We start from the raw sequence: 15,773 nt of genomic DNA on the forward strand, positions 1-15,773 counted from the left end.
TCTGACCACTTTTTTCAAATTCCTTTAATTTGACTGAGTTTGGCGTGGCATTAATTAACGTATCATAATCCGCTTCTAAGCGATAAAACGTATTTGCATCCATGTCAAAATCAAACTCTAATCGATAGCTTGTTTTGAATTGATCATTTTCTTTGTTAAAGATTTGAGTATAGCGATAGACAGGAGTATCTACATTTGTTGATTGAGCAGAAGGTAGAGATGTATTTAAGAACTTTAAATCAGTTTTAACTTCACTCATTACTTTAGATGAGGTGTAACTACTATCCGAACTTGTAGAGCTGCCACCACAGGCAGATAACAATGAAATCGTAGTGAGGAGACCCAGAAAAGTTATACATTTATTGGGGTTATGCATTTGAATTCTTCCAATTGAAATATTTTAATAAATTATCTGTGTTTGATTATTGATAATTTTCCCAACAGTATTATATAGAATGTTATGTCTAGATGAGCAACTATTTATGATTCTTCATTAATTTCCTTCACCGCATTATATACAGCAGCAGGTTCGATATTGAGCAGTTTCTTGCCAAAACTTCTGAGCCACCATACCAATTGTGAGGTGAAGGGAACTGTCGCAGATACCTCAACAATATTCTCTTCGATAGAGATAATCGTCTGGTCTTTACTTAATTGACTTTCATAGAAGCTTTGGGCCGTATTTTCAGTCATGGTAAGCTTCAACAAAATTTGTTCTGTTGGCTTACTATAATCAACTCTAAAACCAAGTGCACCAGAGTCAATATAACCATCGATATCGAAATTAACGGGGTGTAAAGCACGATTATCAAGTACCGTGGCTGCTTTAAAACGGTGCAAGGCAAAGGTTTGTACTTCAGTTTTGTCATTTCGAGTACAAATTAAATAAATTACAGCACCTTTTTGAACCAAAGCAAGCGGATTGAGGATATAGGTTTTATCTTCACCTTGATTGGTTCTAGCACGATAAACACATTCAATTTGTTTGTCTTGTAATAAGCCTTCATAAATGGCTTGTTGAGCTTGTTTATCGACAACAGGAGGGATGAGAGGTTGGTTAGCAGGTACAATCCGAACACGGTTAATCCACTGTCTTACATTATTCTGAGTTGAAAGACTTCGTTTAGCGAGGTCAAACCAAGGTGTCATTTCTTCTAGCAAGCTTGGTGGAAGTAAATGTCTTAGGTGTTCTTCAACCATCATAAAAGTGACTGCTTGGGAGCTAGTCATATGAGGCAAACTTTGAATCGGTGCATCTGAGCGCCAACGCCAGCCTTGGGGTACGGTTTTATTACTTTCAATCGGAAAGCGTTGCGCGATTTGATTTAAATCACGTTGAATGGTACGTAGACTGATCTCAATACCTTCACGTTCTAATATTTCTTGTAATTCACGTGTACCCATCCATTTTCCAGTTGATAGGCGTGATAGGATTTGCCATTGGCGATATAAGCTGTTCGATGTTTCTTTTTCTTGTGTGGAAGACATAAGCGTAATACGTAATTAAGTGGTCTAAAGCAGACACAATAAAAAATCTATCTCTATTTATCAAGTCAATCACATTTAGATTACGCTTTTACGACTGAAAAGCATTGGGATTTGTTCGAATATCTTAAGTCTGATTAAAAAATAAACGAGTTATTAGTGGCACTGAAATTGCTTATTTGATTTATGTATAAATGATGAGACGAGGTTTCTATGTCAGAACAAGAACACAACCTAAATATCACTTCAGAATATTACACCTCAGATCAAACAGCGGCGGTTTCATTGCAGTCGTCTACATTTATCCAGCAGCTTCAAGTAAAGGTAAATCTATTTGAACAACTAAAATCCCAATTCTTTAATGAAATGTTAGATGATCATAGTTTTAATGGCGAGGCATCTAAGAAGATTGAACAATGGTTGAGTCTGCGTAGTTTGGATGAATTGAATCATTTAGAGTCACAAGCAAAACAGCATTTCTTATATCAGGGCATTACTTTTAATGTGTATGGCGAAGAAGAGGGATTAGAGCGAACGATCCCTTTTGATCTGATCCCTCGAGTGATAGAAAAAAAGCAATGGGAAAAAATAGCTGCCGGTTGTACGCAACGAGTAAAAGCGCTCAATCATTTTTTAGATGATATTTATCACGGGCAACATATTCTCAAAGAGGGCTTAATTCCAGAGCATCAAGTCATGACACATGAAGCATTTCAGCCTCATATGTTAAAGCATCATTTAAAAGGGAAAATTTATTCGCAGATTAGTGGTATTGATATTATTCGAGATGGCAATGGTGAATTTTATGTGCTGGAAGATAATTTGAGAACACCTTCTGGTGTTTCTTATATGCTCGAGAGTCGAAAGATTAGTCAAAAGTTAATGCCTGATTTATGTACGAGTAATAATTTACAAAGCATTGAACAGTATCCAACTTTACTTCGAGCGATTCTTGAGGAGAATGCGTATGTCGATAATCCATTGATTGTAGTGCTGACACCAGGTCGATTTAATAGTGCTTATTATGAGCATGCATTTTTAGCTAGAGAAATGGATGTTCCCCTTGTTACGAGTCGTGATCTTTTTGTAGATGATGATAAAGTTTTTGTCAAAACGATTCGTGGTCGTCAGCAAGTGGATGTGATTTACCGTCGTTTAGATGATGATTTCTTAGATCCTTTAATCTTTAGACCTGATAGTACATTGGGTGTTGCAGGGCTAATGTCTGCTTATCTTCAAAACAATGTTGTAATTGCAAATGCGCCAGGAACTGGTGTGGCAGATGACAAGTCAATTTATCCTTATGTGGATCAGATGATTCAATTCTATTTGGGCGAAGCACCGATTTTAAATAATGTGCCAACCTATCAATGTAGAGATGTTGACCAATTAGATTATGTATTAAGTAATTTAGAAAAGTTAGTTGTTAAAGAGGCTCAAGGCTCTGGTGGCTATGGGATGTTAATAGGCCCGCAATCAGATCAACATCAAATCGAATGCTTTAGACAAAAGCTCATGGCAAACCCACATTTGTATATAGCACAACCCACTTTGGCATTATCAGTTGCACCAACACTTACAGATCAAGGTGTGGCTGAAAGACATATCGATTTGCGTCCATTTATATTAAGTTCACCATATCGTACAGAGATTGTTCCTGGTGGTTTGACTCGTGTTGCGATGCAAGCTGGATCTTTAGTTGTCAATTCATCTCAAGGCGGAGGGATCAAAGATACTTGGGTTGTAGAAACATTACGTTCTTAAAATCATTCTTAAATCGTGAGGGATTTTTATAAAACTATTGTGATTTTAGAAATGAATTTAAGGAGAAATTGAATGATTTTACTTCGCTCAAGTGCACAATATGTATATTGGTTAGGTCGTTATTTATATAGAATACAATATGTTACTAATCAGTTGCCCTTTACGGATGACCGGCAGGCTGCGGATTTTGCATACGCTCTTTGTTTGCAGATAGATAGTGCCGATAACTTAAATCAATTTATGTTAGATAAACAACAGCCATTTTCGCTGTTAAATCAATTAGAGATTGCTCGTGACAATATTCATGAACTAAGAGGATTATTGAGCGCACAGGCTTACGCTGAGCTGAATTTCTTGATCAAAAATGTGGAAGCAAATGCTTTAGATATTCAACGCATAGTGAATAGATGTTGTGAGCTTTTAACAGCAGAGCAAGAGGATATTTCTTTATTTTTTAGAATAGGTAAATGTATTGAGCAGATAGATACTTATTTTAGGTTTTATCAAAATATTCATAAGGTTATGGGTGTAACAGAATTAACGATTCATCAGTTGTTTGATTTAGGCTGGGATGAATTACAACCTAGTTGGGAGATTTTTAAATCTGAACCTTATATTAACCAGTTTTATGCATTTACATATCGGCTAGAGAATCAATTTGAGGTGTATGCATGAAACTTATGGTGAATCATCAAACACATTATCGTTATACGCAGACTGCACGTAATAGCGTGCAGTCGATAAAAATGATGCCTCAAAGCTCTCAACATCAAACCGTTGAAACTTGGCATATTAGTGTGCCAGGAGAGTCAAACTGTAAAAGAGATGCATTTAATAATCTTTGGATGACAGCAACACAAAGGCATGATTATCGCTATTTAACGATTATGGCGCAGGGAGTTATTGATTTACATGTGACTGAGTTAGGCCATTTTGAAAGTCATATTTCTCCGATGCTGTTTTTACAGCGCACGACGATGTCTTGTTATGATTCAACGATGCTAGACTTTGCGAAATCTATTGTTCTGCGTTTAAATCGTCAGCATTTGATTGATTTGTCAGAAGCAATCCTAGAACGTGTGCCTTATCAACCGCAAAGTACATCAGTGACAACGTCCGCCATAGATGCATTTTATGCGGGACAAGGAGTGTGTCAAGATCATGCACATGTCTTTGTTGCTATGTGCCGTGCTTTGCAGATACCTGCACGATATGTTTCTGGTTATTTGTATGATCAAAACCAACCGCACCTTGCCAGTCACGCATGGGCGGAAGCATTTGTAGAGAATCAGTGGTATTGTTTCGATATTAGTAATCAGATATTTGCTCCACAAAATCATATTTATGTTGCAATCGGACGTGATTATCTCGATGTCGCACCTGTTCGTGGTGTGCGCGAGCAAGGAGGAGTTGAAAGTATGATGTCTAGTGTTCAGGTTTTGGCGTGTTGAGTGTAAAGAGAAAAAGATGACCTATTGTTGTGCATTGAGATTAGAACAGGGTTTGGTATTGATTAGTGATACGCGCACCAATGCAGGGGTCGATCATATTTCTGTATTTCGTAAATTGCATACTTTTGGTGTGGTTGGTAAACGCTTTATCGCAATTCAAACAGCAGGGAATTTGGCAACAACGCAAGCTGTGATTAGTCATTTGCAAAACGCGCTGAATTTTAATCACGAGCCAAACTTGTACAGTGCAAATAATATGTTTGAAGTGGCGGAACTGGTTGGCAAAACATTAAAAACTGTATTGGAAGATATTACTTCGAATACTCAAGAACAGATGAATTATTCTGGAAGTATTTTGGTGGCTGGTCAAATTAAAGGGGAGGAAATGCAATTATATAATGTTTATCCTCAAGGAAACTTTATTTCGGCCACTACAGATACTCCTTATTTTCAAATTGGTGAAAGTAAGTACGGTAAGCCCATTCTTGATCGCGCTTTACATTATGATATGCCTTTGGATGATGCTTTACGTTGTACATTAATTTCTTTTGATTCAACTTTACGCTCCAATGTTTCTGTTGGCTTACCTTTAGACGCTTTGGTTTATTATAAAGATAGTTTTATTATTCCTAAAGGAAAGAGAATCGGGGAAGAAGATCCTTATTTTACCCAAATAAGTAAACAATGGTCTGAAACGTTAAGGCGCGGGTTACAAGAATTACCGAAACCGACTGAAGATTATTGGGTTTAATCAAAAACTTGGGCATAATCAAGTTGAACCTATAAGAGTTATAAGAATGCTTTTTCAATTTTGTTATACCAGTAAAGCTTTATCAGATCCACAGAGCCTATTGTCTGATTTGAGAGATATTTTAAATGAAGCACATCATTTTAATTATTTAAATCATATTTACGGTGTGCTTTATTTCGCGGATGGTTATTTTTTCCAATGCTTGGAAGGGGATCAAACCACCATTATGCAATTATTTGAAAAAATTAAAAAAGATAGGCGGCATGAACAAGTTTATGCATTTCCTGCACGAAATGTGGAGCAGGGGATATTCCAAGATTGGTCTATGAAGTTTGTACGGAAAAATAGCGCTATTTCGATTTTCTTTCAACAACTTGGACAGGAAAGTTTTAATCCTTATCTTTTAAATAAGGATTCAATTTGTGCATTTATTCCCTTGTTGGCTGAAATTGAAATGGATCAAGTAAGTTAACTAAGTTCAAAACAGCTTTGAACTTAGCATTATCTTTTTAGTTAAGTCTGCGTTGAGGTCGTTGGCTTAGCCTACAGAGTAGCTCATAGCCAATGGTTCCATTTGCCTCTGCAACGTCATCGACCAGTCGAGTATTCCCCCAAAGCTCGACTTTAGTTCCGATTTTTGCATTTAAATTACTGATATCAATCGCAATCATATCCATGCTTACACGTCCTATGACGGGTATAAGTTGATCATAAATTGCCACAAAGTTAGGTTTTATATATGCACGAGGATAGCCATCTCCATAGCCGATCGAAACGATAGCGATCGTCATATCTTGTGTAGCGACATAGGTTGAACCATAACCAACATATTCACCTTGCTGAATTTGATTTAAGGCAATGATTTCTGCGCTGAAGGTCATAACTGGCTTTAGATCAAGGGCTTCAACATTCTTGTCTGCAAACGGTGATGCGCCGTAGAGCATGATTCCTGGCCGTACAAAATCGAAATGCAATTCTGGATATCTATAAATGGCAGCAGAATTACAACATGAAGCAAGAATAGGTTCACATGCTTGTTTCACTTGTAAAAACTGCATTTTTTGTTGTTCATTTAGTGGATGATCCGTATCAGCATTGGCAAAATGCATTGTTAAAACGCAGTTAAAACCTTCTGCTTTTAAACGTTGGATCACAGTAGTGATTTCAGAAACTTTGAAACCTAAACGATTCATCCCACTATTGAGTTTTACCCAAACTTTTAAATCCAAAGCTTGATATTGATCTTTATGAGCAAGCAGCCATTCAACTTGTTGAGCATGATGAACGACACATTCTAGTTTCTGTTCAATAACATGAATCATCTCATCTGCTGAAAATACACCTTCAATTAGGGTGATTGGCTGTAAATATCCAAGCCGCCTGATTTCTAGGGCTTCTTCTAAACAGGCGACACCAAAAGCATCCGTGGCCGCTAAGGCTGTTAAACAGTCTTTAATTCCATGTCCGTAGGCATTGGCTTTGACCATACTGACAATTTTTGAATTTGGTGCAAGTTGTTTAACACGGTTTAAATTATATTGCAGTGCTGTACTGTCAATATAAACTGTTGCTTGGCGCACCCTGATTTCTCCTTTGGGACGACTCGGATAATATAAAAAGCAATTTTAATCAATAGTATAGGAGTTATTCTTCATCATCATATTGAGCGTAGAACTCAGGTGAGAGATTACTAAAACGAGTGTATTGACCTTCAAAGGCAAGGCGAACACTACCGATCGGACCATTACGCTGTTTACCAATAATGATTTCGGCTGTACCTGCTTCTTTTGATTCTTTGTTATAGACTTCATCACGATAAATGAACATGATTAAGTCAGCATCCTGCTCGATTGCACCGGATTCACGTAAGTCAGACATTACAGGACGTTTGTTTGGTCGGTTCTCCAAACTACGGTTAAGCTGTGAAAGTGCAATCACTGGACAGTTCATTTCTTTGGCTAAGGCTTTTAAGCTACGAGAGATTTCTGAAATCTCGCCAACACGGTTATCACCCATACCAGGGACTTTCATCAATTGTAAGTAATCGACCATAATACAACCGATTTTGCCATCATGCATTTTGGCAATTCGTCGTGCACGGGCACGAAGTTCTGTTGGAGGTAGAGCAGAAGAATCATCAATATATAGGTGCATCTCTTGAAGCTGCAAAATCGTACCTGTAACCTTGGTCCACTCATCGGCATCAAGATTACCTGAGCGCAAATGTCCCTGATGAACTTTACCCATTGCAGAAATCAAACGCATGGCGATAGAGTCTGCTGGCATTTCCATAGAAAACACTAATGCTGGTAATCTGTTGTACTGCAATACACTTTCAACCAAATTCATGGCAAAAGTGGTTTTCCCCATAGATGGACGAGCCGCAACAATAATCAAGTCACCGGCTTGCATCCCTGAGGTTTTATTATCAAGTTCCACAAACCCTGTAGTTAAACCTGTAATGTTTCCATCAAGTTTTGATAATTCATCTAATTTAGTGATGACATCCGCGGTAACTGAACTAATCGATTTGGGGCCCGAATCTTTCTTATTATTATTGTGTTGTTCGGCCAAAGAGAAAATACTGGTTTCTGCTAAATCAAGAATTTCACTGACTGGACGACCTTTGGTGTCATAGGCATTTTGTAGAATATCCGTACTGACCTTGATCATTGATCGAAGGGTTGAAAACTCTTTAATTTTATTGGCATAGGTTTCAAGATTGTAAAAACTTGAAGGCGAGTCCGCCATAAGTTGCATCAAATATTCTTCACCTCCAATCGCATCGAGGAGGTTCTGCTTAAGTAGCCAGTCATTGACTAAAACTGCATCGTAAGGCGAGTTTTCCTGTGCCAGTTTTTCGATGGCGCGATAAATATATTTATGACGTGTCGCATAAAAATCATTTTCTTTGAGTAGATCACTCACTTGTTCAAAAGATTCGGCAACAGTCATTAGTGCAGCTAAAACTGCTTGCTCAATGGCAAGGTTATGCGGAGGAGTACGGAATTCTTTTAGTTGACCTGAGTCACTCACTTTACTCTCTGTGTTTGGAGAATTTTTTGTAAAATTGGCATTCGCCTGTGACATAACAAGACCTAATAAAAAAGATGAAACATAACCGAGTGACTATCTTAATCCAATTGAAGCTGATCTGGACAATTTAATTCAGGGAAAATTGTGTAAGTGGTGCAATAGCATAATAGATAGTCATTTCTGCTATTGCATCCTGACTGGTCAGATCGATATAAGAAAAAAGAGTTGTTTTACTTTAAGGTTGTGCAAACCAGTCCTGTACGAACTTTCCATTTTTTAAGCGGTAAGCAGAAAGACCGTAGCGAAGATCATTTTTTTGAGCGTCTTTGACGAAACCCGTATCCTTGCCCAAGGAATAGAGGAAGGCATCAAGCAAGAGTATGGTTGCATCAATAAACCACCAGAAACCTAAGCCACCAAAAGTGATTAATTTTAAAATACCAGTGGTCTTTTTACCGAGATAGAAACGATCTATTCCAAAAAAACCTAAAAACATGGCGAGTACCAAAGCGATGATACGATTCTTTTTTTGCATATGTGGCCCTATAGAGATGAGAATTTTAAAATTTAAAACTTAATTTGAAGTCTTTTTGTATTTTTTAGACATAAAAAAAGAGCATGTAAAACATGCTCTTTTTCTTTGCAGAAATTACTCAGATACGATAGTAACGAGAACTTCAGCAACAACATCATGATGCAATTGGATTGCGATGTTGAATTCACCAGTGTGACGAAGCGCACCGTTTGGTAAACGAACTTCCGCACGGTCAACAACAAGACCAGCGTTCGTTAAAGCGTCAGCAATATCACGAGTACCGATAGAACCGAACAGTTTACCTTCATCACCAGCTTTAGCTGTGATTACGATATTTACTTCGTTCAATTGTTCAGCACGTGCATTTGCAGCAGCTAAAATATCAGCTTCTTGTTTTTCAAGTTCAGCACGACGAGCTTCAAAAGCAGCAGTGTTTGCTTCAGTTGCAGCTACAGCTTTACCTTGAGGGATCAAGAAGTTACGACCGTAACCAGCTTTAACTGATACTTTGTCGCCTAATTTACCAAGGTTCTTAATGCGTTGTAATAAGATAACGTCCACAGCTCACCTCACTTACTTATGGTTGTCAGTGTACGGAATCAAAGACAAATAGCGAGCTTGTTTAATAGCTAACGCTAATTGACGTTGATAACGAGCTTTAGTACCTGTAATACGGCTAGGAACAATCTTGCCGTTTTCAGTGATGTACTGTTTTAAAGTGTCGATATCTTTGTAGTCGATGTACGCAACATTCTCAGCTGTAAAGCGGCAGAACTTGCGACGACGGTAAAAACGTGCCATTGATGTTCTCCTTATTCAGCTTCTTGTACTGCTTGTTGTGCTTCTTCACGTTGAGCTTTACGCGCACGTTTTTCTTCAGCACTCTTAGCAAGTAAAGATTCTTCAGTAATTGCGTGTTCACGACGGATGATGATGTTACGAATAATTGCGTCGTTATAACGGAACAATTCTTCTAATTCATCAAGAGTCGTTTGACCACATTCAACATTCATAAGAATGTAGTGTGCTTTGTGAATCTTGTTAATCGGGTAAGCCAATTGGCGGCGGCCCCAATCTTCTAAACGGTGAATTTGACCTTCAGCTTCTTTGATCTGAGAGATATAGCGTTCAACCATACCTACAACTTGATCGCTTTGGTCTGGATGTACCAAAAGTACGATTTCGTAGTGACGCATTGTCAGCTCCTTACGGTTTAAACAGCCCCTAATGTATACATTAGAAGCAAGGAGTCATAACTAAAAAGTTATGTCGCAAATTGCGAAGCGTGAATTTTAGGTGGTTTTCAATCAAATAACAAGGAAAACTTCTAAGAAATGCAAGATGTTTGCGATGAGAAAAAGATAGAGAGGCTCTCTATCTTTTTTAAAAAATTGGAAAGAGTGGTGCAGGGGTTTTAAAGGTAAAGCTAAAACTTAAACTAATTACTGTAATTAAAATCACAGAGAATAAGAAAAAGCGCTTTGCCCAAAGCTGATCATTTTCTGCTTTAAATCCTAAGATACCAATATAAAGCCAGTAAACACAAAGTACATTACAGATCACCAAAAACAAAATATTGGTGTATCCATAAATAAATAATGCGTTCATCGCCAATGTAAATAAAACCACATAGATCAGTGATTCAATTTTGGTTCGTATGATTGAACGAGCGACTGGTAAGATTGGAACTCCTGCATTTTTGTAATCATCAAAACGATAGATTGCAATTGCCCATGAATGTGGCATTTGCCATAAAGCGTATGCAACAAAGAGCAATAAAGCTGCCATATCAAATTGATGACTCACAGCCGTATAACCTATGACAGGTGGACTCGCTCCAGAAATACTACCAATAACGGTTTGATGGATCGTGGTACGTTTTGTCCACAAACTATAAAAACCGACATAAACCACAAAACCAATTACAGCAAATAAAAAAGCATACGCGTTGATAAAGAACCAAAGGATGCTGAACCCCATTACACCTAACACAAGGGCATAACACATTGCGACAGTAGGGGAAATGGTTTTCTTGACAAGCGCACGATTCATCGTGCGTTGCATTTTTTGATCGATGTCTTGGTCAATTACATTATTTACAACACATCCTGATGCAACGACGAGCGTTGTTCCGATAAGTGTAAGTAATAATAAGAGGTAGTCTATGGAGCCTTGGGCGGCTAAAAAGAAGCCGCCCAAGGTGGTAATAAAATTACCGAAGAGAATTCCTGGCTTAGTCAGGAATAAGTACTTTTTCCACATGACAATCAGTTTAGATCATCATGTTGTAGTGTAGGTAATTCATAATCCACACAGAGCCAACTAAAAGTACGGCAATACATAAAATCGTGTAGATAAATGCAATAAGATTCCAACGTTGATCAGATGATGTATTCATGTGTAGGAAGTACACAAGCTGTACAAGTACCTGAGCAACTGCAGTAATTGCAATGACAGTAACTAAAATGCCACGACTAAAACCACCTGCCATCACCATCCCGAAAGGGATGATGGTAAGAATGACAGAAAGAATAAAGCCTACTGTGTATTGTTTTACATTACCGTGCGATGCACCTGCAGCATTATGGTCATGACTACTCATTAGAGAACTCCCAGTAAGTGAACGACGCTGAATACACAGATCCAAACGATGTCAAGGAAGTGCCAGAACAAGCTTAAGCAAGCAAGACGACGTGTATTCGGTAGTGTCAAACCGTTCTGTTTGATTTGATACATCAAAACAGCCATCCACACTAGACCAGAAGTTACGTGGATACCGTGCGTACCAACCAAAGTAAAGAACGCAGATAAGAACGCACTCTTCGTTGGTCCATAACCTTCATGAACAAGGTGATGGAACTCATAGATTTCCATCCCAATGAACGTTGCACCAAAAATAAAAGTAACGATTAACCATAAAAGAACTTGGTTAACATTCTTTTTGTATGATGCAAGTACTGCAAAACCAAATGTCACAGAGGAAATTAGGAGTGCAAAGGTTTCAGCTAAAACGAATCCCAAAGAATCATGGAATAGGTCGTAAGCACTAGGTGTACCCGGTGGAATATGACTGCTTAATACAGCAAATGCGATGAAGAGTGATCCGAAAAGGATCAAGTCACTCATCAAATATGTCCAGAAACCAAAGACCGTTAAGTCTGTATCATCATGTTCGTGATGACCGTCGTGTCCGTGGTTATCGTGATGAAGTACTTCAGCCATATCCTTAGTCCTTCTTCAAGTGTTTTTCAAGTAACGCATAGCGTTCATTTTCAATACGTTCAACTTCAGCAGCTGGAACATAGTAGTCAACATTCTTAGTGAATGAGCTTACGATGAAGCTGATGATCGCAGCAACGAATGAAACCGCTACAAGCCACCAAATGTGCCAGATGAGCGCGAAACCAAGAATGGTAATGAACATCGCAATGACGAAACCAGCAGCACGATTTGTCGGCATGTGGATATCTTCATACTTGGTATTGCGAGCGTAGGCAACACCATTTTCTTTGTCAGTCCAGAAGCGATCAATACCGTCAGCAGCAGGAAGATGCGCAAAGTTATAGAACGGAGCAGGGGAAGAAGTTGCCCATTCAAATGTACGGCCATCCCATGGGTCGCCTGTGTAGTCCATATTGTCCTTACGTTGTAAGAAGCCAACGATGATTTGCATTAAGAAACATGCAATACCGATTGCAATAAGAACAGCACCAAATAATGCGATAGCCAAGTACGGATCCCATTCAGGGTTGTCATATGTATTCAAACGACGAGTCATACCCATGAAACCAAGGATATAAAGCGGCATGAATGCAAAATAGAAACCAATGAACCAGAACCAGAACGCAGCTTTACCCCATGCTTCATTGAGCTTCCAACCAAACATTTTCGGCCAGTAGAAGATGATGCCGGCAAACATACCAAACACCACACCACCGATAATTACGTTATGGAAGTGAGCAATCAAGAAGAGTGAGTTATGTACAAGGAAGTCCGCAGGTGGAACAGCCATAAGTACACCAGTCAAACCACCGATACCGAATGTTACAAGGAAGCCAAGCGTCCATAACATTGGAGTCGTATAGGTAATGCGACCTTTATACATGGTGAATAACCAAGAGAAGATTTTTACACCAGTCGGAATCGCAATAACCATGGTCATGATACCGAAGAACGCATTTACGTTCGCACCAGCACCCATGGTGAAGAAGTGGTGAAGCCATACAACGAATGCAAGTACAGTAATTGCGATTGTTGCATACACCATTGATTTGTAACCGAACAACGTCTTGCGAGAGAAAGTTGCAACGATTTCTGAGTATAAACCAAATGCTGGTAATACCAAGATATATACTTCAGGGTGACCCCATGTCCAAATCAAGTTCACATAAAGCATTGGACTACCGCCAAGCTCATTTGTGAAGAAATGGAAGCCGAAATAACGGTCTAACGTTAACATTGCAAGTGTACCTGTTAAAACAGGGAACGATGCAATAATCAAGACAGCCGTACAAAGTGAAGTCCAAGTGAAGATCGGCATGTCCATTAGTTTCATGCCAGGTGCACGCATTTTGATGATGGTAACGAAGAAGTTAACACCCGTTAAAAGCGTACCTAGACCAGAAACCTGTAGTGCCCAAATATAGTAATCTACACCAACACCAGGAGAATATTCGATTCCTGACAGAGGAGGATATGCCATCCAACCTGTTGCAGCGAACTCACCTAGTGCGAGAGAAACCATCATAAGACCCGCAGCACCGGCAAATAACCAGAAGCTAAGTGAGTTCAATAATGGGAATGCAACGTCACGCGCACCAATTTGCAATGGCACCGAGATGTTCATCATACCTACGACTAGACCCATTGCCACGAAGAAGATCATGATTACACCGTGTGCGGTGAAAATCTGGTCGTAGTGTTCAGGGTGTAAATAGCCTTCGCCGCCACCTTTCGCAAGGAAAAGTTGCAAACGCATCATAATCGCATCTGCGAAACCACGCAAAAGCATGATGACAGAAACGATGATATACATGATACCAATTTTTTTATGGTCTACTGATGTGAACCATTCGTTCCACAGGTAGCCCCATTTTTTGAAATAAGTAATACCACCAACAAGAGCGATACCACCTAGAATCATCATTGCAACAGTAACCAACACGATTGGATCGTGCGGAATTGCATCAAGTCCTAACTTTCCAAACATGTCTTATTCCTCTGCAGAAGCTGTGGCATGTTCATCATTAGTATGAGTCGCTTCAGTTGCATGCTCAGTTGACGCTGAGTGGTCTGCACCATGATAGTTGCTCATGTAATGATTGATAACAGATTCGAACAATTTAGGCTCAACTGAAGAATAATAAGTCACAGCATGTGGCTCAGTTGGATAAGGCTTCATTTCTTCAGCCGCTTTCTTTTCTTCTGGAGTCTTTGCTCTTGCTACAAGTGCGTCGATCTGATATTTAGAACGATTGCCATCTTTAAGCGTTGCTAATTCAGCTTGATCAAGCGTACCTTTTTGAATAGCTGTAGTGCCATTTTCGTCAACTACTACGGTATTACCTTGACCCGATTTAACAGCTTCTACCCATTGTGCAAATTCAGCATCAGTTACACTATGTGCTTTAAAGCGCATTTGAGAGAAACCGTAGCCTGAATAGTTTGCTGAGATACCACGGAATACACCAGGTTCATCTGCCAATAGATGGAGGTGAGTTTGCATACCTGCCATGGCATAGATTTGACCACCTAACTGTGGAATGAAGAATGAATTCATTGTGAAGTTAGATGTAATCTTAAAGCTTACAGGCGTTTGTTCTGGGAAGCGTACTTCATTTACCGTTGCAATGTTTTGCTCAGGATAGATAAAGATCCATTTAAACTGTTCAGCAATAACTTGAATCGTTAATGGAGCTTTATCAGACTCTAACGGACGGTAAGGGTCGTACTTGTGGGAACCCCACCAAGTTAACCAAGCTAAAATACCAATAATAATGACAGGAATACCCCAAACAACAATTTCAATTGCTGTAGAGTGTGCCCATGTAGGTTTATAGTCTGCATCTTTATTCGACGCGCGATATTTCCAACCAAACCACAATGCCATAACAATTGATGGAATAACCACCAATAGCATGAGATAGATCGCAGTCATCATTAGGCTACTTTGACCTTGACCAACTGGACCTTTATTGTTTAGAAGTACCATATCACCACCGCACCCAGTTAAGAGCACAGCAAGCGTTGATAAAGACAATACAGCTAAAATCGTTTGTCTCATTTTACAACCTCGGTGAAGAGTCCCATTCCCTAATTAAATTATGGGATAGCGATTAAAGTGTCGCATGAATGATAAGAATTTTTTGTGAAATGCTTAGCAATCATGCGACACCGCTACGTTGTTGGACATTATGCCTCATATTGAAAAACTAAGCTACTGATAAAGTGGTCTGAAATGCTTGTTTTAAAACCCGATTTATTTTGTAAGGATTGTTATTTGGCTATATGCTTTTTCTATAAATATCAGCTTAATATAAAGAAAAGAGGAATAAATCCTCTTTTCTTTATCGATTTGTAATTATTGCTTAATCACTTTGGTTTTTGCGAACTTATCGTGCAAAGTTTGTCGGTTTGAGCTGATTGCAAAAGCATAATCAATGATGGTAATGATTGGAACTAGCAGCAAATTTAGGATAATAAAAACAACACTACGAAGCCAAAAAGCACGAATGAGGCTAACTTGATTATT

Annotated in this window: 18 protein-coding genes and 1 pseudogene; 5 read left to right on the forward strand and 14 right to left on the reverse strand. The window is 38.9% G+C overall.

What is annotated here, in order from left to right; all coding sequences use genetic code 11:
* Together HMPREF0023_RS16630 and HMPREF0023_RS16830 are read right to left on the reverse strand one after the other, a co-directional pair.
* Positions 1–376 (reverse strand): annotated as a pseudogene (locus HMPREF0023_RS16630) (hypothetical protein); the annotation flags it as partial.
* A 104-nt stretch (positions 377–480) separates the two neighbouring features.
* Positions 481–1,488, reverse strand: coding sequence for a helix-turn-helix transcriptional regulator (locus HMPREF0023_RS16830; protein ID WP_005082078.1), 1,008 nt, complete (start codon positions 1,486–1,488; stop codon positions 481–483).
* A gap of 210 nt (positions 1,489–1,698) precedes the next feature.
* Between HMPREF0023_RS16830 and HMPREF0023_RS01550 the strand changes: the two genes are divergently transcribed.
* The 5 genes from HMPREF0023_RS01550 (at position 1,699) to HMPREF0023_RS01570 (ending at position 5,923) form a co-directional block, all read left to right on the forward strand.
* On the forward strand, positions 1,699–3,249 hold the full coding sequence (locus HMPREF0023_RS01550; protein WP_008940972.1) for a circularly permuted type 2 ATP-grasp protein: 1,551 nt from the start codon (positions 1,699–1,701) through the stop codon (positions 3,247–3,249).
* 72 nt (positions 3,250–3,321) lie between these two features.
* On the forward strand, positions 3,322–3,924 hold the full coding sequence (locus HMPREF0023_RS01555) for an alpha-E domain-containing protein (RefSeq protein ID WP_008940973.1): 603 nt from the start codon (positions 3,322–3,324) through the stop codon (positions 3,922–3,924).
* Entirely contained in the window at positions 3,921–4,700 is a 780-nt protein-coding gene (locus HMPREF0023_RS01560) for a transglutaminase family protein (protein ID WP_008940974.1), read from the forward strand. The genes HMPREF0023_RS01555 and HMPREF0023_RS01560 overlap by 4 nt, the downstream gene beginning before the upstream one ends.
* Positions 4,701–4,716: 16 nt before the next feature.
* Positions 4,717–5,451 carry a proteasome-type protease gene (locus HMPREF0023_RS01565; protein ID WP_008940975.1) on the forward strand — a complete coding sequence of 245 codons (735 nt, stop codon included), beginning with the start codon at positions 4,717–4,719 and terminating at the stop codon, positions 5,449–5,451.
* A gap of 46 nt (positions 5,452–5,497) precedes the next feature.
* Complete coding sequence (locus HMPREF0023_RS01570; RefSeq protein ID WP_008940976.1) at positions 5,498–5,923, forward strand: BLUF domain-containing protein; 426 nt, start codon at positions 5,498–5,500, stop codon at positions 5,921–5,923.
* A 37-nt stretch (positions 5,924–5,960) separates the two neighbouring features.
* Here the strand turns inward: HMPREF0023_RS01570 and alr are convergent, their stop codons facing one another.
* From alr to HMPREF0023_RS01630, 12 genes are all read right to left on the reverse strand, one after another.
* A complete protein-coding gene (gene alr / locus HMPREF0023_RS01575) occupies positions 5,961–7,031 on the reverse strand; it encodes an alanine racemase (RefSeq protein ID WP_008940977.1) in 1,071 nt (356 codons plus the stop codon).
* A gap of 64 nt (positions 7,032–7,095) precedes the next feature.
* A complete protein-coding gene (gene dnaB / locus HMPREF0023_RS01580; protein ID WP_008940978.1) occupies positions 7,096–8,541 on the reverse strand; it encodes a replicative DNA helicase in 1,446 nt (481 codons plus the stop codon).
* Positions 8,542–8,722: 181 nt separating this feature from the next.
* A complete protein-coding gene (locus HMPREF0023_RS01585; protein ID WP_008940979.1) occupies positions 8,723–9,022 on the reverse strand; it encodes a TM2 domain-containing protein in 300 nt (99 codons plus the stop codon).
* A 114-nt stretch (positions 9,023–9,136) separates the two neighbouring features.
* On the reverse strand, positions 9,137–9,583 hold the full coding sequence (gene rplI / locus HMPREF0023_RS01590; RefSeq protein ID WP_004638539.1) for a 50S ribosomal protein L9: 447 nt from the start codon (positions 9,581–9,583) through the stop codon (positions 9,137–9,139).
* A gap of 12 nt (positions 9,584–9,595) precedes the next feature.
* A complete protein-coding gene (gene rpsR, locus HMPREF0023_RS01595) occupies positions 9,596–9,823 on the reverse strand; it encodes a 30S ribosomal protein S18 (protein ID WP_000090661.1) in 228 nt (75 codons plus the stop codon).
* Between the two features lie 11 nt (positions 9,824–9,834).
* Positions 9,835–10,218: a 30S ribosomal protein S6 gene (rpsF, locus tag HMPREF0023_RS01600; RefSeq protein WP_004638540.1), complete on the reverse strand. Its 384-nt coding sequence runs from the start codon at positions 10,216–10,218 to the stop codon at positions 9,835–9,837.
* 187 nt (positions 10,219–10,405) lie between these two features.
* Positions 10,406–11,284, reverse strand: coding sequence for a heme o synthase (gene cyoE / locus HMPREF0023_RS01605; protein ID WP_004638541.1), 879 nt, complete (start codon positions 11,282–11,284; stop codon positions 10,406–10,408).
* 10 nt (positions 11,285–11,294) lie between these two features.
* Positions 11,295–11,624 carry a cytochrome o ubiquinol oxidase subunit IV gene (locus tag HMPREF0023_RS01610; RefSeq protein ID WP_004638542.1) on the reverse strand — a complete coding sequence of 110 codons (330 nt, stop codon included), beginning with the start codon at positions 11,622–11,624 and terminating at the stop codon, positions 11,295–11,297.
* Positions 11,624–12,244 (reverse strand): cytochrome o ubiquinol oxidase subunit III, encoded by a 621-nt coding sequence (gene cyoC, locus HMPREF0023_RS01615; protein WP_005090974.1) that lies wholly within the window; start codon positions 12,242–12,244, stop codon positions 11,624–11,626. Before cyoC ends, HMPREF0023_RS01610 begins: the two co-directional genes overlap by 1 nt.
* 4 nt (positions 12,245–12,248) lie before the next feature.
* A complete protein-coding gene (cyoB, locus tag HMPREF0023_RS01620) occupies positions 12,249–14,231 on the reverse strand; it encodes a cytochrome o ubiquinol oxidase subunit I (RefSeq protein WP_008940980.1) in 1,983 nt (660 codons plus the stop codon).
* Positions 14,232–14,234: 3 nt separating this feature from the next.
* Positions 14,235–15,305 carry a ubiquinol oxidase subunit II gene (cyoA, locus tag HMPREF0023_RS01625; protein WP_005090971.1) on the reverse strand — a complete coding sequence of 357 codons (1,071 nt, stop codon included), beginning with the start codon at positions 15,303–15,305 and terminating at the stop codon, positions 14,235–14,237.
* Between the two features lie 297 nt (positions 15,306–15,602).
* Positions 15,603–15,773 (reverse strand): RDD family protein (locus tag HMPREF0023_RS01630; RefSeq protein WP_008940981.1); only part of this gene is annotated, 171 nt, incomplete at its 5' end.

The sequence above is a fragment of the Acinetobacter sp. ATCC 27244 genome (genome assembly GCF_000156555.1).
Lineage (GTDB): Bacteria > Pseudomonadota > Gammaproteobacteria > Pseudomonadales > Moraxellaceae > Acinetobacter > Acinetobacter haemolyticus.

Excerpts from the sequence above, each read along its gene's own strand:
- HMPREF0023_RS16830 (WP_005082078.1), bottom strand. The coding sequence starts at position 1,488 with ATGTCTTCCACACAAGAAAAAGAAACATCGAACAGCTTATATCGCCAA.
- HMPREF0023_RS01550 (WP_008940972.1), top strand. The coding sequence starts at position 1,699 with ATGTCAGAACAAGAACACAACCTAAATATCACTTCAGAATATTACACC.
- HMPREF0023_RS01555 (WP_008940973.1), top strand. The coding sequence starts at position 3,322 with ATGATTTTACTTCGCTCAAGTGCACAATATGTATATTGGTTAGGTCGT.
- HMPREF0023_RS01560 (WP_008940974.1), top strand. The coding sequence starts at position 3,921 with ATGAAACTTATGGTGAATCATCAAACACATTATCGTTATACGCAGACT.
- HMPREF0023_RS01565 (WP_008940975.1), top strand. The coding sequence starts at position 4,717 with ATGACCTATTGTTGTGCATTGAGATTAGAACAGGGTTTGGTATTGATT.
- HMPREF0023_RS01570 (WP_008940976.1), top strand. The coding sequence starts at position 5,498 with ATGCTTTTTCAATTTTGTTATACCAGTAAAGCTTTATCAGATCCACAG.
- dnaB (WP_008940978.1), bottom strand. The coding sequence starts at position 8,541 with ATGTCACAGGCGAATGCCAATTTTACAAAAAATTCTCCAAACACAGAG.
- HMPREF0023_RS01585 (WP_008940979.1), bottom strand. The coding sequence starts at position 9,022 with ATGCAAAAAAAGAATCGTATCATCGCTTTGGTACTCGCCATGTTTTTA.
- rpsR (WP_000090661.1), bottom strand. The coding sequence starts at position 9,823 with ATGGCACGTTTTTACCGTCGTCGCAAGTTCTGCCGCTTTACAGCTGAG.
- rpsF (WP_004638540.1), bottom strand. The coding sequence starts at position 10,218 with ATGCGTCACTACGAAATCGTACTTTTGGTACATCCAGACCAAAGCGAT.
- cyoE (WP_004638541.1), bottom strand. The coding sequence starts at position 11,284 with ATGTGGAAAAAGTACTTATTCCTGACTAAGCCAGGAATTCTCTTCGGT.
- HMPREF0023_RS01610 (WP_004638542.1), bottom strand. The coding sequence starts at position 11,624 with ATGAGTAGTCATGACCATAATGCTGCAGGTGCATCGCACGGTAATGTA.
- cyoC (WP_005090974.1), bottom strand. The coding sequence starts at position 12,244 with ATGGCTGAAGTACTTCATCACGATAACCACGGACACGACGGTCATCAC.
- cyoB (WP_008940980.1), bottom strand. The coding sequence starts at position 14,231 with ATGTTTGGAAAGTTAGGACTTGATGCAATTCCGCACGATCCAATCGTG.
- cyoA (WP_005090971.1), bottom strand. The coding sequence starts at position 15,305 with ATGAGACAAACGATTTTAGCTGTATTGTCTTTATCAACGCTTGCTGTG.